Source organism: Streptomyces sp. NPDC086777 (assembly GCF_040702065.1).
Taxonomy (GTDB): Bacteria; Actinomycetota; Actinomycetes; order Streptomycetales; family Streptomycetaceae; genus Streptomyces.
Genome location: NZ_JBFBJI010000038.1, coordinates 1 through 22,128 on the forward strand (window position 1 = coordinate 1; position 22,128 = coordinate 22,128).

A 22,128-nucleotide genomic window follows, 5' to 3' on the forward strand; every position below is an offset into this window, starting at 1 on the left:
CTCGACGGCGTCGGCGTACCGGGCCTCGGAGCCGTGCCGGGTCGGGGTTGGTCGAACTGCCCGCGTCCGGGCGGCCGCGGAGCGCGCCTTCCTCCGCGACCGCAGCGGCCCCCGAACCCGGCCGGGCCGCCCGGGTCTCAGACGGGCCGTACCGCCGTGTGCACCGTGCGGGCGCCGAGGACGAACAGGTCGGGCCTGCGCTGCAGGCCGGCCGGGTCGGCCGGGTCGAGGAGGCGGTCCAGGGTGGCGCGGTCCTCGGTGTGGAGGTCGTCGGTGAGGGTGTCGCGGAAGCGGGAGAAGATCTCGACGGCGTAGGCGCGGGCCCGGTCGGAGGCGGGCGCCGGCAGGTCGATCAGGAAGCTGCGGGTACGCGCGTACTTGAGGCCGACGGAGGAGAGCAGGGTCGGCCAGTCCTCGGTCTCGGCGACGGAGCCGGGCAGTTCGGCGCGCATCTGCGCGAACCACTCCTCCTGCAGCGCGTCCAGGCGGGCCTGGAGCCCGGGGCGGCCGATGCCGATGTCGCGGGGCAGGAAGCGGCTGGGCAGGCCGCCTTCGAGAACGGCCAGCGTGCCGCCCGGTGCCAGCCGCCCGGCGAAGGCGGCGAGCGCGGCCCGCTGGTCGCCGAGGTGGTGCAGGCTGTGCCCGGCCCACAGCAGGTCGGCCGGGTAGTCCAGCTCCTCCAGCGCACCCGGGAGTTCACCGGCGAGCACGCCGAAGCGGTCGGCCACGCCCAGCCGCTCGGCGCGGGCACGGGCCCGGTCGAGCAGCGGCTCGCTGCCGTCCACGGCCAGCACCCGCGCGCCCGGGAACACCTCGGCGAACAGACACGACACCACCCCCGGCCCGCTGCCGACGTCGACGATCAGCCCCGGCTCGGTGACCTCCTTGCCGAGCCAGCTCAGCGCGCTCTCGTACAGGGGCGCGAAGAGCTCCGCCTGCGACTCCAGGTGATCGACCATCCCGGCCCAGTCGATGTCGGTGCCGGAGTGGGCGTGGTCGTGGGAACGGGCGTGCTTGTGGGTGTCCGTGGGGTGGTGGTCGTGCGCCATGGGGTCAGCCTCTCGTCCGGGTGCCGCCAGGGTGCGACGGCGCACCGCCCGGAGGCCAGTCCTGTTGCCGGTGCGGCAAAAAACCGGATGCGGACGGCAAGGCGCACGGTCCAGGATGGCCGGGTGGACGACGAGCTGGTGGACCGCTTCCTGACCGAGGGTTTCGTGAAGATCGAGGGCGCGTTCCCGCCGCGCGTCGCCGAGGACTGCGCCCGGCTGCTGTGGCGCGAGACGGGGTACGACCCGCAGGCGCCCGACAGCTGGCAGGACCCCGTGGTGTGGGTGGGGGGCATGGCCCAGGGCCCGTTCGCGGCGGCCGCCAACTCCGTGGCACTGCACCGGGCGTTCGATCTGCTGGTGGGCGAGGCCCGCTGGCTCCCCCGGTACTCGCTGGGGAGCTTTCCCCTCCGGTTCCCGCACCCGGAGGAGCCCGACGACGCGGGCTGGCACATAGAGGGCAGCTACCTCCCGGACGGCGTCGAGACCCGCTGGTACCACACGAACCTGCGCTCCCGCGACCGTGCGCTGCTGATGCTGTTCCTCTTCTCCGAGGTGACCGAGCAGGACGCGCCCACCCGGATCCGCCTCGGCTCGCATTTCGACATCCCGCCGGTCCTGGAGCCGTACGGCGAGGCGGGCGTCTCGATGCTGGACATCGCCCCCGAGGTCGTCGAGGCCTCCGCGCACCGTCCCATCGCGTACGCCACCGGCCACCCCGGTGACGTCTACCTCTGCCACCCCTTCCTGGTCCACGCGGCCCAGCCGCACCACGGCACCCGCCCCCGCTTCATGGCCCAGCCGCCGTTGCTGCCGGCCGTCCCCTACGAGCTGGACCGCCCCGACGGCGACTACTCGGCGGTGGAGCACGCGATCCGCCTCGGCCTCTCCCCCGCCGGCTGACCCCGGCGACCCCCAGCGCCCCGAAGGAGCGCTGGGGGTCCCCCGGTCGAAGGCCGGGGGGAGGAACTGCGCGGCCGGCCACACCCGGCCCCGCCGTGTCGATCGCGGCTCAGCCGATCGTCACGACAACGGCGGGTACGCGTTCGCCATCAGCTGCTGGAACTGGGCGGAGAACCAGTGCCCCGACAGCGGCGCGTTCGGCAGTGCGCCGGACATGCTGTTGCCGTTGCGCGCATTGCCCGTGTACGTCGGGTCGCACATCCGGTCGAAGCCCTTGCCCTCGTCGTTCGCGATGGCGGTGCTGGAGCCGTCGGACTCACCCGGAGGCTTCATCCAGACGTAGGCGTCGATCCCGGTGGCCGGGGCGGCCTGCGGGCGCTCGCCGAGGCCGGCTCCCGCCTGGTTGCACCAGTTGCCGATGTGGATCCGGCGGTCGTAGCGGCCGCCGTCGACGTACGCGTCCACGCTGGTCGTCGGGCCGGGGCCGGCCGGCCGTGCGCTGCCGCCCCAGCCGTTGCGGGAGGTGTCGATCAGCATGCCGATGCCGGAGTTGAAGCCGACCGAGACCAGTTCCGTGCGGAAGGCCTGGGCGAAGGACAGCTCGTCGACGTAGCGGTTCCAGTCGACCCACTTGGACTGGCGGACGGAGGTGCCGTTCACCGTGTCGTCGACGGTGAAGTTGTTCTCCTTCAGGGCGCTGTAGTTGGCCGTGTTGGTGATGAAGCCCTGCACGTCGTCGACGGTCGCGCCCTCGCTGGTGGCCGCCTGCTTGAAGATGCCGGCCGAGGGGGCGAAGTTGTCGTCCCAGCCGAGCCAGCCGTGGTGGCCGGCGTCGAGGTAGTTGTAGACGTTGGGGATCGCGCCGAGCTTGGCGAGGGCGTAGCCGACGCCCTTCACGTAGTTGCCGTTGGCCAGCATGGTGTCGCAGTTGGCGGTGGCGGTGGCCCGGCTGCCGGTGTTGGTGACCAGGTTGGGCAGCGAGTCGATCTCGATGGTGGTGACGATCCGCAGCGAGGCGTACTTGGAGTCGGAGAGGATCGCCGCGATCGGGTCGATGAACTGCGTCTTGTACTTGTCGATCTCCGTCGGGCCGAGCTCGCCGTTCGACGCGAGGGCCGAGCAGTCACGTCCGGGCAGGTCGTAGACGACCAGCTGGACGACTTCCTCGCCGCTGCCCTTCTGCGCGAGGGCCGCGTCCAGATGGTCACGCAGACCCATGCCGCCATTGACGCCGTTGATCGCGGCGATGCGGTCGAGCCAGACCCCCGTCGGCTGGTTGGAGACCCGGGTGCCGCCCGGTTCCGCGGCGGCCTTCGCGGACCACTCGGGGTTCACGTACACCTTGGCGCCGGAGTACGGGTTGTCGACGCGGGTACCGGAGCCGCCGCCGTTGCCGCCCCCGCCGCCTCCGCCACCACCGCTGCCGGTGCCGTCGTCGACGTTGCAGGTGACGCCGTCGAGGGTGAAGGCGGCCGGGATCGCGTTGCTGCCGGTGTACGTCCCGTTGAAGCCGAAGCTGACCGAACCGCCGGTCGCCAGCGTGCCGTTGTAGGTCTCGTTGTTGGCGGTGACGGCGGTACCGCTCTGGGTGAGGCTGGTGTTCCAGGCGCTGCTCACCTGCTGGTTTCCGGCGTATGACCACTTCACCGACCAACTCGAGCGCGCAGCGGCGTTGTTGGTGACCGTGACCGCGGCGGTGAAGCCGGATCCCCAGTCGTTCTGGATCTTGTAGTCGACGGTGCAGGGAATCGCGGAGATCGCCGCCTGGGCGGCGGGGGTCACGGCGACCGCCGGACCCGATACCCCGGCGACGAGCGCCAGGGCGGCGAAGACCGCTGTTCTGGTACGACTCATGAGTGCGGGTTCCTTCTTCTCGGGCGCACGTGCTTCTTGGCAGCACGTGCTTCTTCGATGGGCGCGGTTACGGGTTGACGGCCCGCAGGTGGTCGCGCAGTCCGGCGCCGTACGCCGTGGGCGTACCGCTGTAGTCGGAGATCAGGGACGGGCCGGCGGAGCAGTCCCAGGTGTTCCAGGTCCAGCCCAGGTAGGACAGGCCGCGGTCGTCGAACCACTTCATGACCTGGTCGACGAACGCGTGCGAGCAGGTGTTCTCGCCGATCTCCCCGGCGACCAGCGGCACCCGGGCCGCGACCGGGGCGAGCGTGGAGTTCCAGCAGCTCTCACCGGCACAGGTGTTGAAGTTGTAGCCGTGGTAGGCGGCGACGAGGTTGCCGGCCGGGTCGGTGGGCTCGTACGTCAGCCACTGGCCGAGGTCGTTCGAGTACGCGAGGCCGCCGACCATGATCACGTTCCGGGCCCCGGCGCCCCGGACGCTGTCCACCAGGTCCTGCATCCCGGCGACCTCGTAGCCGATGCCCGGGCAGGTGCCGCCGTCGCGCCAGCACTGCCAGGCCTGGGTGGCCGTCGAGGTCGCCCGGTCCGGGTAGGGCTCGTTGAACAGGTCGAAGACGACCGCCTGGTCGTCCTTGAAGGTGCCGGCCACCGAGGACCAGAAGGACGGGCTGTACTGGGCGTCCGGCATCGGCTTCTGGCAGGTGGCGTGCACGTCGGAGCAGCCGGCCGAGTTCCCGGTGTACTGCCCGTAGGTCCAGTGGAGGTCGAGGACCGGGGTCAGGCCGTACGACTCGACCCGGGTCACCAGTTCCTTCACCGCCTCGATGTAGTGGACGCCCGCGTACTCGGGCTTGACATTGGAAAGGCCCAGCCAGCACTCCTCGTTGAGGGGGATGCGGACGGCATTGGCCTTCCAGTCGGCGATCGCCCTGATCGCCGCGTCGTCCACCGGTCCGTCCCAGATGCCGTAGCCCTGCACGCACATGAACTCGCCGCCGGAGCGGTTCACGCCGAGCAGGCGGCGGGCCGTGCCGTTCGCGTCCACGAGTCTGGTGCCGGAGACGTGCAGGGCCGGTGCCGTCCCGCCGGCGGGCGGCCCGGTCGGCGTGGGGGTGGGCGTGGGCTGTGAATCGACGTTGCACGTGGTGCCGTTGAGCCGGAACGCCGTCGGGACCGGGTTGCTCCCCGACCAGGTCCCGAGGAACCCGGCGCCGACGCTCGCGCCGGTCGCGAGGGAGCCGTTCCAGCTCTCGTTGGCGGCGGTGACCGTCGTACCGGACTGGGACCACTTGGCGTTCCAGCCCTGGGTGACCTCCTGACCGTCCGCGAGGTCGAAGACCAGGCTCCAACTGCTCAGGGCGGCCATGTTGTTGGTGACGGTCACGGAGCCCTGGAACCCGGTGTCCCACTGGCTGGTGACCGCGTACTCCACCGTGCAGGCGGGCGTCGCGCCGGACGCCGACACCACCGGCACCAGCGCGGCGCCGACTACGGCGGCCGCACCGGTGACGGCTAAAAGAACCGAACGCGGGGGGTGTCGCATGAGCGACTCCTTGCAGCTCGGGCGCGTCGTGACGGACGCGTCGACCGAATGGAACCGCTCCCACTGGTGCGAAGGAAGGTAGCGCCAAGTGCGAGCAAAGAACAGAGGAGTTGCTCGGCTTTTCCTCAATGACCTCGGTCGAATCTTTTCGACTCTTCAACGGCCTTGACCGCGCCATGCCATGTCTTCACTATGGGAGCGCTCCCACTGGTTCAAGCCTTGACTTCTCCTCGAGCCGCAAGCGCAAGGAGGAACCAGCACATGCGACCCGGACATGCCTTACACCCCGGGCGGAGGGGCAGAGCCGAGCGACGGTTGTGGACGGCCGTCGTCGCGGCCCTCGCCCTGCCGCTGTCCATGCTCGCGACCGGTGCGACCCCCGCTCGGGCTGCGACCGTCCAGTGCAGCGTGGACTACAGGACGAACGACTGGGGCACCGGCTTCACCGCCGACCTCACCCTCACCAACCGCGGGACCGACGCGATCAACGGCTGGACGCTGACCTACGCGTACACCGGCGACCAGAAGCTGGTCAGCGGCTGGAACGGCACCTGGTCCCAGTCCGGCACCTCGGTCACCGTGCAGAACGCGTCGTACAACGGCACGATCGCGGCCGGCGCGGCCGTGTCGACGGGCGCCCAGTTCTCGTACACGGGCAGCAACGCGGCCCCGGCGGGCTTCGCGGTCAACGGCACGACCTGCGCCGGCGCCCACCAGCCGCCCATCACCGTGTTGACCAGCCCGAGCGCGGGCGCGGTCTACACCCAGGGCGACGCGGTGCCGCTGGCGGCGACCGCGGCGGCGGCCGACGGCGCGACGATCGGCAAGGTGGAGTTCTACGACGACACCACGCTGCTGGGCGCCGACACGTCGGCGCCGTACACGCTGTCGACCTCCAGTCTGACCGTGGGCAGTCATTCACTGGTGGCGAAGGCGTACGACAGCCTGGGCGCGACCGCGTCCTCGACGCCGGTCGGCATCACGGTCGCCGCGGGCCCCGCGGTGGTGGCCTCGCCGGCTCAGCTGGGCATCCAGCAGGGCGCGACGGGCAGCTTCGGGGTGAGTCTGTCGAAGCAGCCCAGCGCCAACGTCACGGTGTCCGTGGCCCGCACGGCCGGCAACACCGGCCTCTCGGTGAGCGCCGGTTCCTCGCTGACGTTCACGCCGGCCAACTGGAGCACCGCGCAGAACGTGACGGTGGCCGCGGACTCCGCGGGCACCGGCACCGCGACCTTCACGGCGTCGGCGACCGGCTACACCGCCGCCACGGTCACCGTGACCGAACTGGCCGCGTCAAGCGCGTACGACGCGCGGTTCCTGGACCTGTACGGCAGGATCACCAACCCGGCGAACGGCTACTTCTCCCCCGAGGGCATCCCCTACCACTCGGTCGAGACGCTGATCGTGGAGGCCCCGGACCAGGGCCACGAGACCACGTCGGAGGCGTACAGCTATCTTCTCTGGCTGCAGGCCATGTACGGCAAGGTGACGGGTGACTGGTCCAAGTTCAACGGCGCGTGGGCCCTCATGGAGAAGTACATGATCCCGACCCACGCCGACCAACCGACCGGTTCCTTCTACAACGCGTCCAAACCGGCCACCTACGCACCGGAGTTGGACACCCCGAACGAGTACCCGGCGAGGCTGGACACCTCGGTGCCGGTGGGCTCGGACCCGATCGCGGGTGAGCTGAAGTCCGCGTACGGCACGGACGACGTGTACGGCATGCACTGGCTGGAGGACGTCGACAACGTCTACGGCTACGGCGACACCCCCGGCGGCGGCTGCGAGGCGGGTCCGGGCGCGGACGGGCCGTCGTACATCAACACCTTCCAGCGCGGACCGCAGGAGTCGGTGTGGGAGACGGTTCCGCAGCCGACCTGCGACGCCTTCAAGTACGGTGGGACGAACGGCTACTTGGACCTCTTCACCGGCGACTCGTCCTACGCCAGGCAGTGGAAGTACACGGACGCCCCGGATGCCGACGCGCGCGCGGTGCAGGCCGCGTACTGGGCCGACGTGTGGGCGAAGGAGCAGGGCAAGGGCAGCGACGTCTCCGCCACCGTGGGCAAGGCGGCGAAGATGGGCGACTACCTGCGCTACGCGATGTACGACAAGTACTTCAAGAAGATCGGCAACTGCGTGGGCCCGACGACCTGCCCGGCCGGCACCGGCAAGGACGCCTCGGACTACCTGCTCTCCTGGTACTACGCGTGGGGCGGGGCCACCGACAGCAGCGCCGGATGGGCCTGGCGGATCGGCTCCAGCCATGTGCACGGCGGCTACCAGAACCCGCTGGCCGCCTACGCGCTCAGCTCGTACGCCGACCTGAAGCCCAAGTCGGCGACGGGGGCGTCGGACTGGGGCACGTCCCTCACCCGGCAGCTGGAGTTCTACCGCTGGCTGCAGTCGTCCGAGGGTGCCATCGCGGGCGGCGCCACCAACAGCTGGCAGGGGCGGTACGCGAGCCCGCCGTCCGGTACGTCGACGTTCTACGGCATGTACTACGACTGGGAGCCGGTGTACCACGACCCGCCGTCCAACCAGTGGTTCGGCTTCCAGGCCTGGTCGATGGAGCGGGTCGCCGAGTATTACCAGCAGACCGGCAACGCCACGGCGAAGACGATCCTCGACAAGTGGGTGGCGTGGGCGCTGTCCAGGACCACGATCAACCCGGACGGCACGTATCTCATCCCGTCGACGCTCCAGTGGTCGGGCCAGCCCGACACCTGGAACGCGTCGAGTCCCGGGGCGAACAGCGGACTTCACGTCACGGTCTCCGACTACACGAACGACGTGGGCGTCGCCGCCGCGTACGCGAAGACGCTGACGTACTACGCCGCCAGGTCCGGTGACGCGACGGCGAAGTCGACGGCCAAGGCGCTGCTCGACGGCATGTGGGCCAACTACCAGGACAGCCTGGGGATCGCGGTGCCGGAGACGCGGGCCGACTACAACCGCTTCGACGACAGCGTGTACGTGCCGAGCGGGTGGAGCGGGAAGATGCCGAACGGCGACGCGATCAACTCGTCGTCGACGTTCGCCTCGCTGCGGTCCTTCTACCGGAACGACCCGGCGTGGTCGAAAATCCAGAGCTATCTGGCGGGCGGGGCCGCGCCTGTCTTCACGTATCACCGGTTCTGGGCCCAGGCGGACATCGCGCTCGCCATGGGGTCGTACGCGGAGCTGCTGGAGTAGTCCGGCCGGGGGTACCCCCAGCGCCCCTTACGGGGCGCCGTGCCCGACGCACGCTTCGACAGAACCGCCTGTCGGGCCGTCCTCACCCGCACCGGGGACGGCCCGGCAACGGTCTGCCAGGCGGCGGTGGCAACCCGTGATACGCGATCACCAGTCGATCAACCTCCCTCTGAAGACGCGAGGGCAGGTACGGCAGAACCCACCGCGTCACAGACCCCAAACCGCCCTTGGCCTCCGTGATCACTGCCGAGCCGCGGTTTCCCGCACACCTTCGGCGGGTAGGGCAGGAGCTGACATGCAGGGGGATTCCGCCAGAGTCGCCGGGGGGGCCATGGATTGCCCGTTCTGTCATGAATTCAATGACGTAGACGACAGCGAATTCCGCAGTCTGTTTCCGGCTGACGAGCTCTTGAATCGCACGGTCGCCCAGGATGACCTCTTCACGGTTGTGGCGGGTATCGGCGCCATAAACCCGGGGTACGTCCTTCTCCTGCCTCGCCGTCACACGCGCTGCTTCGCCAATCTGACGGACGACGAGGCCGCCGGCGCAGATATGTGGTTTCGAAAAATTCGGGACACGCTGTCGAAAGTGTACACGGATCCATTTATCTTCGAGCACGGTAGCCGCTCCATCAGAGCCAAGTCCGGTTCATGCATCGATCATGCGCACCTGCACTTCGTACCGACGGAGGTAGATCCCTGCAATCACTTGAAGCGGTCGATGCGTTATTCCAAAATAGACTCCCTCGGTGATCTGATTGGCAAATTTGGCGAAGACGAGCCCTACTTGCTGGGAAGTAAACGGGGAGAGGTGTTCACTTTCTCTCCGGACCCCCTCTCGCCACCTCCCTCACAGTTCCTCCGCCGCTTACTGTGTCAACTCGAAGGCAGACCGGACGAATGGGACTGGGCAGTGTTTCCCGAGAAGGAGAACATGAGATCAACCGTACTCCGGCTAACAGGCAGCACTGAACTCTGGAGGGTGGAGTGACCGCCGATCATCCCGACCCGGCCGGGTCGGGGCGAGATTTCTCTCTTCAGTACCTGGGGACTCTGGCCACGGAGAAGCAGACCTCCATCGGCGAATTGCAGAACGCGACGACGTGGGGATTGACAGCCGCCACCACGGGGATCGTTTTCATAGTCGGCCGATCCGGCTTCCCCGACCAGCCGAGCCTCCTCGGAATTGCCAGCCTGCTGATTTTTGTAGCACACTTCATGGTGCGCGCCATGAAAGGCTACATCAACGTGATGCGCTGGTCCCTGCTGCAACGCATCCTGATCAACGAAATCCAGAGTGGAGAGGTTTCGCCCAGCCCGGAGACGAGTTCGGCAATACGCGAATACCATACCGGCTGGAAACTCCCGGTCAAGAGAACCACAGTCATTTGGAAAGGAGTTTTTGAGCTGGCTTTCGGATACCTCTTAATTGCTCTGCTGGGAATTATGGCCTACACCCTGGATGAGACCCACTGGACGTGGTTGACTCTCCCAACGGTCTCCATCTCCCTTCTTGCTTCCGCCTCAGAGTTCTATCTCTTTCTTCGATCTCCCTATATGAGGGTCGTCCAGCCCCATGACGATGCTCAACGGATGCGGTAACGCTTCCGCAAAGTGAGGCAACGACAGGCAGAAGGGGAGTTCTCACAACAGGACGAGCGCGCCGGGTAATGCGGCGGCGCGGCGCCAGGTCGAGCACACGGCTCAGTGTGTGCCGTGGCCTGGGGCGATGTCCTCAACCCTGTGAGCGAGTTCGAAGTCCTTGGCGGTGACGGCGCCGCCCACGCTGTGGGTGTTCACGGTGAGGGTGACGGTGTTGTAGCCGAGGGTGAGGTCGGAATGGTGGTCGAGTTCGTCCTGGATGTGGGCGATGTGCACGACCAGGGCGACGGCGGCGAAGTGCGAGTCGAGGCGGTAGGCGCGGGCGAGCCGGTCGCCGTCCAGCGACCAGCCGGGCAGCTCGGCCAGCCGGTCCTCGGTCTCCTGCTGCGACAGCGGTGCGACGGCCATGGTGCGGCTTCCTTCCCGGGGACCTGCAAGTGACGTGGGCGTGGCTGCGTTCAGCCTGCCACGGACGGGCCGTCCGAGCCGTGCGCACGCGAGCGTGTCCGGTCACCGGCCACGGTCCTCGGCTACCGTCGTCGGCATGACCCTTGTCGCCTCCGGCCCCGCTCCCTCCCGCCCCACCGTCCCCGGCGACCAGGGCGTCGGCCCGCTGCTGCGCGCCTGGCGGGAGCGGCGGCGGGTGAGCCAGCTGGAGCTGGCACTGCGTGCCGACTCCTCGGCCCGGCACATCAGCTTCGTCGAGACGGGCCGGTCGCGGCCGAGCGAGGAGATGGTGCTGCGCCTGGCCGAGCACCTGGACGTACCGGTACGCGAGCGCAACGCGCTGCTGCTGGCGGCCGGTTACGCCCCGCACTACCCGGAGACACCGCTGGACGACCCGGCGCTGGAGGCGCTGCGCGACGGCATGGAGCGGCTGATCCGGGGCTACGAGCCGTATCCGGCGCTGGTCGTGGACGCCACGTACACGGTGGTCGCCGCCAACCGGGGCATCGCCATGCTCCTGGAGGGCGTCCCGGAGTCACTGCTCGCGCCCGCACCGAACGCGATGCGGCTGACCCTGCACCCGGAGGGGCTGGCGCCGCGCATCCGCAACCTGCGGGAGTGGCGCGGGCATCTCCTGGAACAGATGGCGCGGCAGATCGCGCTGCACCGCTCCGACGTGCTGCGGGAGCTGTACGAGGAGGTCGCCGCCTACCCGCTGCCGGCCGATGCGGAGGCCGGGGAACCCGCCGAACCCGCCGAACCCGCGGCGGCCGTCGCGTACTTCGCGCTGCCGCTGCGGATCGAGCACGCGGGGCGGGTGCTGTCGTTCGTGTCGTCGATCTCGACGTTCAACACGCCGATGGACGTGACGGTCGCCGAGCTGGCCATCGAGACGTTCCTGCCCGCGGACCCGGCCACCGCCAAGTACCTGAACTCGTTGGTAAGTTGACGGAAGCAGTTCCCTCGACCAGGTGTGCGACGCGGCATCGCGTGACACACTGCTCCCCGTACTTGGGCACGTTGGGGAGGCGTGGCGTGAGTGAACGGCGTGCTGCGCCCACAGTGGGGCAGGTCGTGCTCGGCAAGCGGCTGCAGGAGCTGCGCGAGGCGGCCGGCCTGGGCCGCGACGAGGCGGCGCGGGTCCTGCGGGTGGCCCAGGCGACCGTACGGCGGATGGAGATGGCCGAGGTCGCGCTGAAGATCCCGTACATCCAGGTGCTGCTGGAGACGTACGGGGTGGCCGAGGAGGAGCAGGCCGCGTTCGTGCGGCTGGCCGAGGAGGCCAACCAGCCGGGCTGGTGGCAGCGGTTCCACGACGTGCTGCCGGACTGGTTCAGCCTGTACGTGAGCCTGGAGGGCGCCGCCCGGGTCATCCGCTCCTACGAGCCGCACTTCCTTCCCGGCCTGTTGCAGACCGAGGCGTACGCGCGGGCCGTGATGGAGTCCGGGACGATCGGCCACAGTGATCCCGCGGCCGTGGAGCGGCACGTGGCGCTGCGCATGACCCGGCAGCGGCTGCTGGAGCAGGACGATCCGCCCCACCTGTGGGTGATCATGGACGAGACGGTGCTGCGGCGCCCGGCCGGCGACGCCGAGGTGATGCGCGACCAGGTCGACAAGCTCCTCGCCTACCTCGAACGGGACCGGATCACCCTGCAGCTGGCCGAGTTCGCGAGCGGCCCGCACCCGGGGACGTACGCGCCGTTCACGCTGTTCCGGTTCGCCGAGCCCGAGCTGCCCGACATGGTCTTCACCGAGTACCTGACCGGCGCCCTGTACCTGGACTCCCGCGACGAGGTCGGGGCGCACCTGGAGGTCCTGGACCACATGACGGCCCGCGCGGCCTCGGCACAGCGGACCGAGGGCCTGCTGCGGGAGTACCGCGACAAGCTCTGAGCGGGCGTACCGCGTCAGACCCTGACCGGAGGAGCACAGGCTGTGAGCGCACCCGAGCCCGCCCCGACCTCGATCGACACGAGCCGGCCGCATCCGGCGCGGGTGTACGACTGGTGGCTGGGCGGCAAGGACAACTACCCGGTGGACGAGGAGCTGGCCCGGCGGATCCTCGCCGTGGACGGTACGGTGCTGCGCGGGGCGCGCGCCAACCGCCGCTTCATGCAGCGGGCCGTGCGGACCGTCGCCGCGTCCGGCACCCGGCAGTTCCTGGACATCGGCACGGGCATCCCGACCGAGCCCAACCTGCACCAGGTGGCGCAGGGCGTGGCGGCGGCGTCGAGGGTGGTGTACGCGGACAACGACCCGATCGTGCTGCGTCACGCGGAGGCACTGCTGCGCGGCGCAAAGGAGGGCAGTACCGCGTACGTGCACGCGGACGTCCGGGACGTCGACACCCTGCTGGCCCGGGCCGCCGAGACCCTGGACTTCGCGGAGCCCGTGTCGCTGTCGCTGGTGGCGCTGACCCACTACCTCGACGACGACCCGGACGGCGACGACGTGTACGGCCTGCTGCGCAGGTACGTCGGGGCGCTCGCCCCCGGCAGCCATCTGATCCTCTCCCAGGTCACCCCGGACCTCAGCCCGGAGGCGGTCGAGCAGGCGGCCGCGAACTTCCGGCGCAGCGGTACGCCCTTCCACCCGCGCTCGCTGCCCGCGTTCCGGCGCTTCTTCGAGGGGCTGGAGCTGCTCGGCCCCGGGGTGATCCCGGTCTCCGGCTGGCGCCCGGAGCCGGAGGACGTGGCCGTCCAGGCGGAGGGCATCGTGCCGGTGTACGGCGGGGTCGCCCGCAAGGTCTGACCCGTCCGGCTGCCCTGAACAGGTGCGTTCCCCGGCCCGCCCCTAGCGTCGAAGCGACGGGTGAGCGAGGGAGCGGACGTGACCGACACGCGGACACCGCCGAAGGAGCCGGGCGCGGCGCTGCTGAGCGCCGCCCGGTTCTTCCGGCCGGGCACGCCCGCGCCCGACCTGCACAGCGCGGCCCTGACCGGCGGCCGGGAGGCGGACGCCTTCCACCGGGACCGACGGAGCCACGACAGGGTGGTCCGCTCCACCCACGGGGTGAACCGCACCGGCTCGTGCCGCTGGAAGGGGTACGTCAAGGACGGGATCAGCCGTGCCGGAGTCGGGCGACCGGCGGGACGCGGCCCCTGCGATGATGCGGGGCTCGAACGCCCCGACGGCAGCCCCGGCATGGGCGGCGACGGCCGCTTCGGCCGGGACTCGGGGCGGAAACTGCTCCCTGTGGTGTCGGTGCGGAACCTCCACGGTCTGCGCAGACGGCAGACCGCCGGCACCCCCGACGAGGCGAAGGAGGACTGATGCCCTCGGACGCGGTGTTCTACCAGGCGGCGGCGCTCTGTCTGACCTACCCGGACGACGACTTCGTCGCCCGGTTGCCGCTGCTGCGCGAAGCCGCCCCGCAACTGCGGGAGTTCACCGACCATGCGACGGTGACCCCACCGCAGGAGCTGGCCGCGCACTACGTGCAGGTCTTCGACTTCAAGAACCGGCACAGCCTCTACCTCAGCTGGTGGCGGGACGGCGACACCCACCGCCGGGGCATGTCCCTGGTCCGCTTCCAGGACATCTACAAGGCCTACGGCATGGAGTTCACCGGCGAGGAACTGCCGGACTTCCTCCCCGCCGTCCTGGAGTTCACGGCCCGCACCGGCAACACCGACCTGCTGACCGAGCACCGCGACTGCCTGTCGCAACTCCGCGCCAGACTGGCCGACTTCGGCACCCCGTACGCGTGCGTCCTGGACGCGGTCTGCGCCGCCCTGCCGACCCCGCCCGGCGGAGTCCGCCCATGACCACCCTCCCGCGGGGCGCCCTGCGCTACGTGGTCCTCGCGCCGCCGGCCGCCGGCGTCGTCCGGCGCCACCACTACGACAGGTACGGCTGGACCAGCAGCCGGGCCCCCGCCCGCAACCAGACGTCCTTCCGCCGCAACGGGGCTCAGCCACGACGGCGCAGCCCGGCGGTGCCTCACCCGGCCGCGCCCCGGTCCCTCTCGTCGTCCACGATCTCGGCGTCCACCACCCCCTCCTCCTCGGCGGCCTCGGGCGCCCGCTGTTCCTCGGCCGAACCGCCGGAGGCAGCCGCCGCGTACATGGCCTGCCCCATCTGCTGACTCACGCTCGCCAGTCTCTCCACCCCCTGCCGCAGCTCCCCGGTGTCGGCGTCCCGCTCCAGCAGCGCCTTCAGCTCGGTGATCGCGGCCTCGACCTCGGACTTCGTGCCGCCCGGCACCCGCTCCTCGTTCTCCCGGAGGAAATTCTCGGTCTGGTAGACGAGTTGCTCGGCCTGGTTCCGGGTCTCCGCGGCCTCTCGCCGCTTGCGGTCCTCCTCGGCGTACTGCTCGGCCTCCCGCATCATGCGGTCGATGTCGTCCTTGGGGAGGGCGGAGCCGCCGGTCACGGTCATCTTCTGCTCGCGGCCGGTCGCCAGGTCCTTCGCCGAGACGTGCATGATCCCGTTGGCGTCGATGTCGAAGGCCACCTCGATCTGCGGCACCCCGCGCGGTGCGGGCGGCAGACCGGTGAGGTCGAAGACGCCCAGCTTCTTGTTGTACGCGGCGATTTCGCGTTCGCCCTGGTAGACCTGGATGCCCACGGAGGGCTGGTTGTCGGCCGCGGTCGTGAAGATCTCCGAACGCCGGGTCGGGATGGTGGTGTTGCGCTCGATCAGCCTGGTCATGATGCCGCCCTTGGTCTCGATGCCCAGGGACAGCGGGGTGACGTCGAGCAGCAGCACGTCCTTCACGTCGCCGCGGATGACTCCCGCCTGGAGGGCCGCGCCGACCGCGACCACCTCGTCCGGGTTGACGCCCTTGTGCGGGTCCTTGCCGGTGAGTTCACGGACCAGGTCGGTGACGGCGGGCATCCGGGTGGACCCACCGACCAGGATGACGTGGTCGATCGCCGACACCTGCACGCCCGCGTCCTTGACGGCCTGGTGGAAGGGCTTCTTGCAGCGGTCCAGCAGGTCGGCCGTGAGCTCCTGGAACTGGGCCCGCGTCAGCTTCTCCTCCAGATGCAGCGGCCCCTGGGCGGAGGCGGTGACGTACGGCAGGTTGACCGATGTCTCCGTCGACGACGACAGCTCGATCTTCGCCTTCTCGGCACCCTCGCGCAGCCGCTGCACGGCCATCTTGTCGTTGCTCAGGTCGACGCCGTACTGCCCCTTGAACCGCTTCACGAGGTGCTCGACGATGCGCTGGTCCCAGTCGTCGCCGCCCAGGTGCGTGTCGCCGTTGGTGGCCTTGACCTCGATCACGCCGTCGCCGATCTCCAGGAGCGACACGTCGAAGGTGCCGCCCCCGAGGTCGAAGACGAGGACCGTCTGCTCCTCGCCCCGGTCCAGGCCGTAGGCCAGCGCCGCGGCCGTCGGCTCGTTGATGATCCGCAGCACCTTCAGGCCGGCGATCTCCCCGGCCTCCTTGGTGGCCTGCCGCTGCGCGTCGTCGAAGTACGCGGGCACGGTGATCACCGCGTCGGTGACGTCCTCACCGAGATAGGCCTCGGTGTCCCGCTTGAGTTTCTGCAGCACCCGCGCCGACAGCTCCTGGGCCCGGAACCGGGTGCCGTCGACACTCCCGCTCTCCGGGAACCGCCAGGCCGCGTCGCCCATGTGCCGCTTGACCGAGCGCGCGGTGCGGTCCACGTTGGTCACCGCCTGCCGCTTGGCGACCTCGCCGACCAGCACGTCGCCGTTCTTCGCGAAGGCCACGACCGACGGGGTGGTGCGCGCCCCTTCGGCGTTGGCGACGACGGTGGGCTCACCGCCCTCCAGCAGGGCCACCACCGAGTTCGTCGTACCGAGGTCGATACCGACCGCACGTGCCATGTCCGTCCCCTTTCCGCCCGGGCGCTTCCCCGACTCCAGCACAAAACTTGAGCGAGCCGTTGTCAATGCCGGGTACCCGGGAACGACGCTGCCGCGCACCCCTCGGAAAAGGGGTGCGCGGCAGCGCGGCGGGCGGGACGGTCAGGCGAGCTTCGCGTCCAGGGTGATGGTGGTGCCGGCCAGGGCCTGGCTGACCGGGCAGTTCTTCTTGGCGTCCTCGGCGGCGGCGGCGAAGCCCTCCGCGTCCAGGCCGGGGACGGTGCCCTCGACGGTCAGGTGGATGCCGGTGATGCCGGTGCCCGGCTGGAAGGTGACGTCGGCGTTGGTGACGAGCCTGGTGGGCGGGGTGCCGGCGCCGGTCAGGGCGTGCGACAGCGCCATGGAGAAGCAGCTGGAGTGGGCGGCCGCGATCAGCTCCTCCGGGCTGGTCCTGCCGTTCGCCTCCTGGGAGCGCGAGGCCCACGTGACGGGCTGCTCGCCGATACCGGAGGAGTCGAAGGTGATGACACCGTTGCCCTCGGTCAGGCTGCCTTCCCAGACGGTGTGTGCGGTGCGCGTGGTAGCCACGGTTGTTCCTTTCGGCGATGAAGGCGAATGAACCGGTTCGCTCGCCCCCATCCGATCACATCGGGGCTCACCGCACCCGGAAGACCGGCCCACGGGGGGTGAACGGCAGGCGACGTCCGTCCGGGATCAGATAGGCGTGCTCGCGGCGGACCCGCAGGACGTCGCACCAACCGTCGGTGATCACCAGGACCGGCGCGGCGGGCGGGAAGTCGTCCGCGCGCTGGAGCAGGTCGACGCCGGGCTGCAGGACCGTCCCGCCGCGGCCGTGCACCCGGACCCGGCCGGCGATCTCGGTGGTCGGCAGATAGCCGGCGTCGTGCGGGGCCGCGTCGCAGAAGACGACGCGTGCGGCGGGTACGTCACGGGCCTCGGCATAGGAGGCGATCGCGCCGAGGGCCTTGCCGAGCAGGGTGCGGTCCATGGAGCTGGAGGTGTCGAGGACCACGCCGAAGGTGCAGCGGGCGACCTCCTCGGGCGGGAAGTACCGGCCGGCGCGCGGGATGTCCGGGGTGGACGACTGCCGGCGCGAGGGGCGGGCGTACGACCGCACTGCCTCCGGGCGCGGCACGAACTCGTCGAACCAGCGGGCGAGCCGGGCGTCCCAGGGCAGCGGCGGATGGTTGAGCGCGCGGATCTCCTCCACCAGGCCGCCGGGCAGCAGGCCCCGGTCCTGGGCCTGGTGCAGGTCGAGCCCCTGGCAGAGGCCACGCCGGTAGAACTCGTCGAGGTCGACGTACGCGCCGGGCGGCCCGAGCGGTGCGCCCAGCACGTCACCACGCCCCTTGCCGCGCAGCGTGGCCAGCCGCCGCATCCTCCTCAGGTCGCCGGCGATCCGGTCGTACACCTCCTCGGCCGACAGCCCCGTCAGCGCGGTGTCGTGGAGCAGCCCTTCGGGCATGGTGCCGACGCGCATCTCGACCAGCCAGCCGTTGATGACGTAGTCGCAGGCGACGTTGAAGAGGTAGGGGTCGCGGGCGCCGAGACGGTCGCCGTGGCGCAGGGCGGCGTGCAGCATCTCGTGGGCGAGGACGAACCGCCACTCCTCGTCGTCCATGGTCCGCAGCGGGTTGACGTAGATCTCGCCGGCCTCGGGGTTGACGGCGGCGACGGAGATGTCGTGGGCGCGGGCCAGTTCGGCGTCGGCGACCAGTTTGATGCCGGCCGCGATGCCGCCGAGCAGCGGGTAGGAGGAGACGAACCAGCTCAGCGCCTTCTCCCAGGGGCGCCGCGGGGTGGGCGGTCCTGACATGGTGGTGCGGCGGCCGCCGGCCAGGTCCATCGCCCGGGACATGGTGCGGGTCAGCGCGTGCGCGAACCCCACCTGCCAGTCGGGCACTTGCCCGGCCCACTTGCTCCAGGACAGGAGGAGCTGGTCGGGTTCGCCGCCGTTCGTCCCCCCGCGCTCGTAGGCGGCCGGGACGCCGCCGGTCCGGCGCCAGCCGGCCGCGAGCCGCTCCTCGTCGCCCTCCGGGTAGGAGGCGGGCAGGTGGTCGGGGGCCTGGCCGATCGGGAAGGTCTCCAGGAAGCGGTTGACGACGGTGCAGCGGGCGGCGAGGTCGTAGCGGTCGGGCTGGTCACGCGGCCCGGTGGCGGCCGGCAGGTGCCCGAAGCCGAGATGGATGGTGCAGTGCGCCAACGCCCAGGCCCACTGGGCTGGTTCGGCACGCCGGGTGGCGTGCGCGTGCAGCACTCCGTCCGAGTCGGCGCGCACCAGTCCGTCCTGGGGGGCGAGATCACACGTCTCGTGCCGGCAGATCGTGAACTCCACCGCCCGCAGGGCGGGATTGGCCCGCAGCAGCTGCACACCGGCCGCGAAGTTCTCGGCGGCGGGGTCCTTCTTCCTGCGCGCCGCGGCGGCCCGGCTCATCGCCGGGCCTCCACCAGCCGGGGCATGTCCCGGGCCGCCTCGATCAGGAACCAGGCGGGCAGGACCGGGTTGCCGTCGGCGTCGGAGGCGATGACGGTCTGGGCGACCTCGACGGAGATCTCGGCCAGCTGCACCAGCAGCGACTTGGCGCGGTAGGCGGTCTGCCGGCCGTTCGCCGACATGTGCTCCCGGTCGGCGGGCAGTTCCTTGACCAGCCGGCCCCGGAAGGACTCGGCGAGGTAGTAGAGCAGGTCGCGGTCCTCGATCCGGGGCGGCCAGCCCGCGTCCCCCTTCAGGATGGCCTCGATCCCGAACCGACTGCGCACGATCTTGACGTATCCGCAGAAGGCGGTGGCGTGCGCGGGGGTCAGCGTGCCGTGCGCCAGCACCTTCAGCGTCTCCTCGTCCAGGTCGTGTCCGAAGGAGTGCAGGGCGTCGGAGAGCATGTGCCAGGAGCGCGGGGTGGAGAACGGCTCCTCGGTCTTCGGCGGCTTGGACCACAGGTGGTCGGGCCGGTCGGTGAGGTGGTCCAGGATCCACGGGTGGATGCCGCTGGCGGCGGCCCAGGCGAGCCAGTCGTGCGCGGAGGCCTCCAGGTGGACGTGGGCCAGCCGGTTGACGAGCGCGGAGGCGATGGGCCGGGCGAGGGCGTTGTCGGTGGCCCGGTTGCCGGCGCCGATCACGATCGAGCCCTTGGGCAGCTCGTAGGTCCCGATCCGCCGGTCGAGGATCAGCGAGTAGAACGCCTTCTGCACATCAGGAGTGGCCGCGTTCAGCTCATCGAGGAAGAGACAGTAGGGCTCGTCCCGGGCGATCGCCTCGGGCGGACAGAAGACGGATCGTCCGTCCCGGATCTGCGGGACGCCGATGAGATCCTCCGGGGCGAGCTGGGTCCCGAGCAGACTCACACACTCCAGCCCGAGCGACTCGGCGAACTCCCGCACCAGCGAGGACTTCCCGATCCCGGGAGCACCCCAGATGAAGACGGGCCGCACGGTGGCGAGTCCGAGCAGGAGTTCGGGGATACGGGAGGGCGTGACGGTCACGGCTGCCTGCAAGAGGCTTCTCCTCGGGGGCGTTCGAGAGGTTTACGACTCGAACAGTGTGAGCCGGAGCCCAAAGGAACGCAGCCGATTTATCCGAGGCCCGGCAGGGGCGCCCCCTTGGGGGCGCTGGGGTACCCCCGGCCGAAGGCTGGGGGAGGAACCGCGCGGCCGGCCCCCACCGGCCCGCGCCCGACGAACTACGCGGCCCTCTCCCCCTCCGCGGGCAGGGGAACCTGCGGCCCGTCCGCCTCCCGAAGCCACCGCCGCAGCACCTGATGCACAGCCTCAGCCCCGACGAGATCCTGGCCACTCTCCACCGGCGCAGAAATGTCGACCGGCGACAACAGGAACGGCCGCCCCTGGGCGCCCCCCAACCCCCCGTGCGACCCGATCTGCTCCTCGAACGCGAGGACTTCCCCGCTCTCCGGGTCATACCACGAGTTGACCATGATGTCGGCGGTGTGCGGAAAGGAGTGCGTGCGCCGCACGGCGTCGGCCGCGCCCGCCCCGAACACGGCCAGCGGCCCGGCAGGGCCGTCCAGCCGGTCGAGCGGGATCTGCGCACCGTACGCGCCGAGTACCACCCCGCCGTGCTCCTCGCTGCGCACCAGCAGGAACCCGACCCCGGGATGGTTGGCGAGCGTCGGCAGCAGCGCGGGGTGGCGCGCGTCGATCTCCTCCTTGGTCATGCGGTGCGGCACGTCCGGGAAGGAGACCAGGCCGAGGTTGCCGGAGGCGAGCACCACCGGCTCCGATCGCCGGGTGGGCCGGTGCTTCTCGCCGCCCTCCTCGACCGGCCTGCGCAGCGCCGCGCGGACGGCGGCCCGCGCCTCCGTGCCGCTGTGGGTGCGCTCCGCCCTGCGCGGCACGTGCAGTCCGCAGCCGGCCCGGACCAGGTCGCCGAGGCCGAGGCCGTAGCGGGTGTGGAAGGTCTCGCCGGGGCTCTGGCCGTGGTCGGAGAGGACGACGATCCGGTACTGCCGGGGGGCGTGCTCGGCGGCCTTCTCGATCAGGGCGAGGGCGCGGTCCAGGCGTTGCAGTACCTTCCCGGCGTCCCGGCTGTGCGGGCCGGAGTGGTGGGCCACCTCGTCGTAGGCGACCAGGTCGGCGTAGACGGCGGTGCGGCCGACGAGCAGGTCTCCCATGACCGCGGCGACGACGACGTCCCGCTCGACGACGGTCGCGAAGGCGCGGACGAAGGGGTAGAGGCCGCCGCGCTTGACGCGCGGGCGCTGCTCGCGGAGCCGGGCCGCGGTGGACTGGCCGACCTCGCGGCCGACCTCGGCGAAGAAGGAGAGCGCGGTGCGGACGGCGTTGGCGGGGTCGGCGAAGTACGCGAAGTAACCGGCGCGGGAACGGTTCTCCCGGCCGCGGCGGCGGGTGGCTATGGACAGGACGAGGGCCTGTTCGTCGGCGCCGCCGCCGAAGAGGTTGCCGCGGCTGGCGCCGTCCAGGGAGAGCAGCCCCCCGTCGGCGGTGCGCTCGACCGCCCGGCGCTGGAGTTCGGCGGCGCTGGTCGGCCGGTTGCAGACCATCACCTCACGGCTGTCCTTCTCGTACCAGCGGAAGGCGGGTACGTCGAAGGTGGAGCCGTGCAGGATGCCGAGCTGGCTGGCGCCGGTCTGGCTGGACCAGTCGGTACGCCAGGGGGTGAGCCGGTGGGTGGACGGTGTCCCGCCCGCGCCCAGCCATCCGGCGACGGTCGGCATCAGGCCCTTGGCCACGGCGGCGGTCAGCACGTCGTGGCCGACGCCGTCGAGCTGCAGGAAGACGGTGCCGGGGGTGGCCCGGCAGGGCGGGTGGGATCTGCGGCGGCGGGTGGCGAGCCGGGAGAGCCGGCGGCGGTAGGCGTCGTCGTCGCGGACGGCGAGGGCACCGCCGGTGGCGGAGGCGACGGCGGACATCACGGCGGCCACGATCACGGCGGTCTCCGGCGCGGCCTCGCTCTGCCCGGAGGGGTTGATGCGCAGGGCGACGAGGAGCAGGGAGCCGTTGAGGAAGAAGACCAGCAGGCCGAGGACGAGAGCGGGGACGAGCAGCAGGAGCCGTACGAGCGGGGGCCAGACGACGGCCGAGAGCACACCGAAGACGCCGGCCCCGAGGGCGGCGGTCATGGCGATGCGGGTGGCGCTGTCACCGTCGGGCGACTGGAGCTGGAAGTCGGGCAGGAGGCCGGCGAGGACCAGCATGGTGACCGTCGACACCGCCCACACCGTGACGCTCCGCCCGACCTGACTGACGACCCGCCGC

At 70.7% G+C, this 22,128-nt stretch carries 17 protein-coding genes and 1 pseudogene; 9 read left to right on the forward strand and 9 right to left on the reverse strand.

The window, feature by feature from the left end:
• Positions 1-137 precede the first annotated feature (137 nt).
• On the reverse strand, positions 138-1,049 hold the full coding sequence (locus AB0472_RS36495; RefSeq protein ID WP_366363109.1) for a class I SAM-dependent methyltransferase: 912 nt from the start codon (positions 1,047-1,049) through the stop codon (positions 138-140).
• 87 nt (positions 1,050-1,136) lie between these two features.
• On the opposite strand from AB0472_RS36495, the gene AB0472_RS36500 reads away from it, so the two are divergent.
• Positions 1,137-1,949 (forward strand): phytanoyl-CoA dioxygenase family protein, encoded by an 813-nt coding sequence (locus AB0472_RS36500; protein WP_366363110.1) that lies wholly within the window; start codon positions 1,137-1,139, stop codon positions 1,947-1,949.
• Positions 1,950-2,069: 120 nt separating this feature from the next.
• Here AB0472_RS36500 and AB0472_RS36505 read toward each other — a convergent pair whose 3' ends face one another.
• Positions 2,070-3,803, reverse strand: a complete 1,734-nt coding sequence (locus AB0472_RS36505) for a glycoside hydrolase family 6 protein (protein WP_366363112.1) — start codon at positions 3,801-3,803, stop codon at positions 2,070-2,072.
• Between the two features lie 67 nt (positions 3,804-3,870).
• Positions 3,871-5,346 carry a cellulose binding domain-containing protein gene (locus AB0472_RS36510; RefSeq protein ID WP_366363114.1) on the reverse strand — a complete coding sequence of 492 codons (1,476 nt, stop codon included), beginning with the start codon at positions 5,344-5,346 and terminating at the stop codon, positions 3,871-3,873.
• 261 nt (positions 5,347-5,607) lie between these two features.
• Here AB0472_RS36510 and AB0472_RS36515 point away from each other — a divergent pair, with 261 nt between their 5' ends.
• The 3 genes from AB0472_RS36515 (at position 5,608) to AB0472_RS36525 (ending at position 10,146) form a co-directional block, all read left to right on the forward strand.
• Entirely contained in the window at positions 5,608-8,544 is a 2,937-nt protein-coding gene (locus AB0472_RS36515) for a glycoside hydrolase family 48 protein (protein ID WP_366363116.1), read from the forward strand.
• Positions 8,545-8,839: 295 nt separating this feature from the next.
• Positions 8,840-9,535, forward strand: coding sequence for an HIT domain-containing protein (locus tag AB0472_RS36520; protein ID WP_366363118.1), 696 nt, complete (start codon positions 8,840-8,842; stop codon positions 9,533-9,535).
• Entirely contained in the window at positions 9,532-10,146 is a 615-nt protein-coding gene (locus AB0472_RS36525; RefSeq protein WP_366363120.1) for a hypothetical protein, read from the forward strand. The genes AB0472_RS36520 and AB0472_RS36525 overlap by 4 nt, the downstream gene beginning before the upstream one ends.
• Before the next feature lie 102 nt (positions 10,147-10,248).
• Here AB0472_RS36525 and AB0472_RS36530 read toward each other — a convergent pair whose 3' ends face one another.
• Positions 10,249-10,554 (reverse strand): 4a-hydroxytetrahydrobiopterin dehydratase, encoded by a 306-nt coding sequence (locus AB0472_RS36530; protein ID WP_366363122.1) that lies wholly within the window; start codon positions 10,552-10,554, stop codon positions 10,249-10,251.
• A 136-nt stretch (positions 10,555-10,690) separates the two neighbouring features.
• Between AB0472_RS36530 and AB0472_RS36535 the strand changes: the two genes are divergently transcribed.
• From AB0472_RS36535 to narJ, 5 genes and pseudogenes are all read left to right on the forward strand, one after another.
• Positions 10,691-11,542: a helix-turn-helix transcriptional regulator gene (locus AB0472_RS36535; RefSeq protein ID WP_366363123.1), complete on the forward strand. Its 852-nt coding sequence runs from the start codon at positions 10,691-10,693 to the stop codon at positions 11,540-11,542.
• 86 nt (positions 11,543-11,628) lie between these two features.
• Positions 11,629-12,489, forward strand: coding sequence for a helix-turn-helix transcriptional regulator (locus AB0472_RS36540; RefSeq protein WP_366363125.1), 861 nt, complete (start codon positions 11,629-11,631; stop codon positions 12,487-12,489).
• 42 nt (positions 12,490-12,531) lie between these two features.
• Complete coding sequence (locus AB0472_RS36545) at positions 12,532-13,347, forward strand: SAM-dependent methyltransferase (RefSeq protein ID WP_366363127.1); 816 nt, start codon at positions 12,532-12,534, stop codon at positions 13,345-13,347.
• Positions 13,348-13,425: 78 nt separating this feature from the next.
• Positions 13,426-13,659: pseudogene (locus tag AB0472_RS36550) on the forward strand (hypothetical protein); the annotation flags it as partial.
• 209 nt (positions 13,660-13,868) lie between these two features.
• Positions 13,869-14,363 carry a nitrate reductase molybdenum cofactor assembly chaperone gene (narJ, locus tag AB0472_RS36555; RefSeq protein ID WP_366363129.1) on the forward strand — a complete coding sequence of 165 codons (495 nt, stop codon included), beginning with the start codon at positions 13,869-13,871 and terminating at the stop codon, positions 14,361-14,363.
• A 175-nt stretch (positions 14,364-14,538) separates the two neighbouring features.
• Here the strand turns inward: narJ and dnaK are convergent, their stop codons facing one another.
• The 5 genes from dnaK to AB0472_RS36580 form a co-directional block, all read right to left on the reverse strand.
• Entirely contained in the window at positions 14,539-16,398 is a 1,860-nt protein-coding gene (gene dnaK, locus AB0472_RS36560; RefSeq protein WP_366363131.1) for a molecular chaperone DnaK, read from the reverse strand.
• Positions 16,399-16,539: 141 nt separating this feature from the next.
• Positions 16,540-16,965 carry an OsmC family protein gene (locus AB0472_RS36565; protein WP_366363133.1) on the reverse strand — a complete coding sequence of 142 codons (426 nt, stop codon included), beginning with the start codon at positions 16,963-16,965 and terminating at the stop codon, positions 16,540-16,542.
• Positions 16,966-17,032: 67 nt separating this feature from the next.
• Positions 17,033-18,832: a hypothetical protein gene (locus AB0472_RS36570; RefSeq protein ID WP_366363135.1), complete on the reverse strand. Its 1,800-nt coding sequence runs from the start codon at positions 18,830-18,832 to the stop codon at positions 17,033-17,035.
• Positions 18,829-19,890, reverse strand: a complete 1,062-nt coding sequence (locus AB0472_RS36575; protein ID WP_366363137.1) for a MoxR family ATPase — start codon at positions 19,888-19,890, stop codon at positions 18,829-18,831. Before AB0472_RS36575 ends, AB0472_RS36570 begins: the two co-directional genes overlap by 4 nt.
• Positions 19,891-20,075: 185 nt before the next feature.
• Positions 20,076-22,091 carry a phage holin family protein gene (locus AB0472_RS36580; RefSeq protein ID WP_366363238.1) on the reverse strand — a complete coding sequence of 672 codons (2,016 nt, stop codon included), beginning with the start codon at positions 22,089-22,091 and terminating at the stop codon, positions 20,076-20,078.
• Positions 22,092-22,128: the final 37 nt, after the last annotated feature.

Coding starts and splice junctions, on each gene's coding strand:
- dnaK (WP_366363131.1), bottom strand. CDS start 16,398: ATGGCACGTGCGGTCGGTATCGACCTCGGTACGACGAACTCGGTGGTG.
- AB0472_RS36530 (WP_366363122.1), bottom strand. CDS start 10,554: ATGGCCGTCGCACCGCTGTCGCAGCAGGAGACCGAGGACCGGCTGGCC.
- AB0472_RS36570 (WP_366363135.1), bottom strand. CDS start 18,832: ATGAGCCGGGCCGCCGCGGCGCGCAGGAAGAAGGACCCCGCCGCCGAG.
- AB0472_RS36505 (WP_366363112.1), bottom strand. CDS start 3,803: ATGAGTCGTACCAGAACAGCGGTCTTCGCCGCCCTGGCGCTCGTCGCC.
- narJ (WP_366363129.1), top strand. CDS start 13,869: ATGCCCTCGGACGCGGTGTTCTACCAGGCGGCGGCGCTCTGTCTGACC.
- AB0472_RS36535 (WP_366363123.1), top strand. CDS start 10,691: ATGACCCTTGTCGCCTCCGGCCCCGCTCCCTCCCGCCCCACCGTCCCC.
- AB0472_RS36520 (WP_366363118.1), top strand. CDS start 8,840: ATGCAGGGGGATTCCGCCAGAGTCGCCGGGGGGGCCATGGATTGCCCG.
- AB0472_RS36500 (WP_366363110.1), top strand. CDS start 1,137: ATGCGGACGGCAAGGCGCACGGTCCAGGATGGCCGGGTGGACGACGAG.
- AB0472_RS36515 (WP_366363116.1), top strand. CDS start 5,608: ATGCGACCCGGACATGCCTTACACCCCGGGCGGAGGGGCAGAGCCGAG.
- AB0472_RS36495 (WP_366363109.1), bottom strand. CDS start 1,049: ATGGCGCACGACCACCACCCCACGGACACCCACAAGCACGCCCGTTCC.
- AB0472_RS36510 (WP_366363114.1), bottom strand. CDS start 5,346: ATGCGACACCCCCCGCGTTCGGTTCTTTTAGCCGTCACCGGTGCGGCC.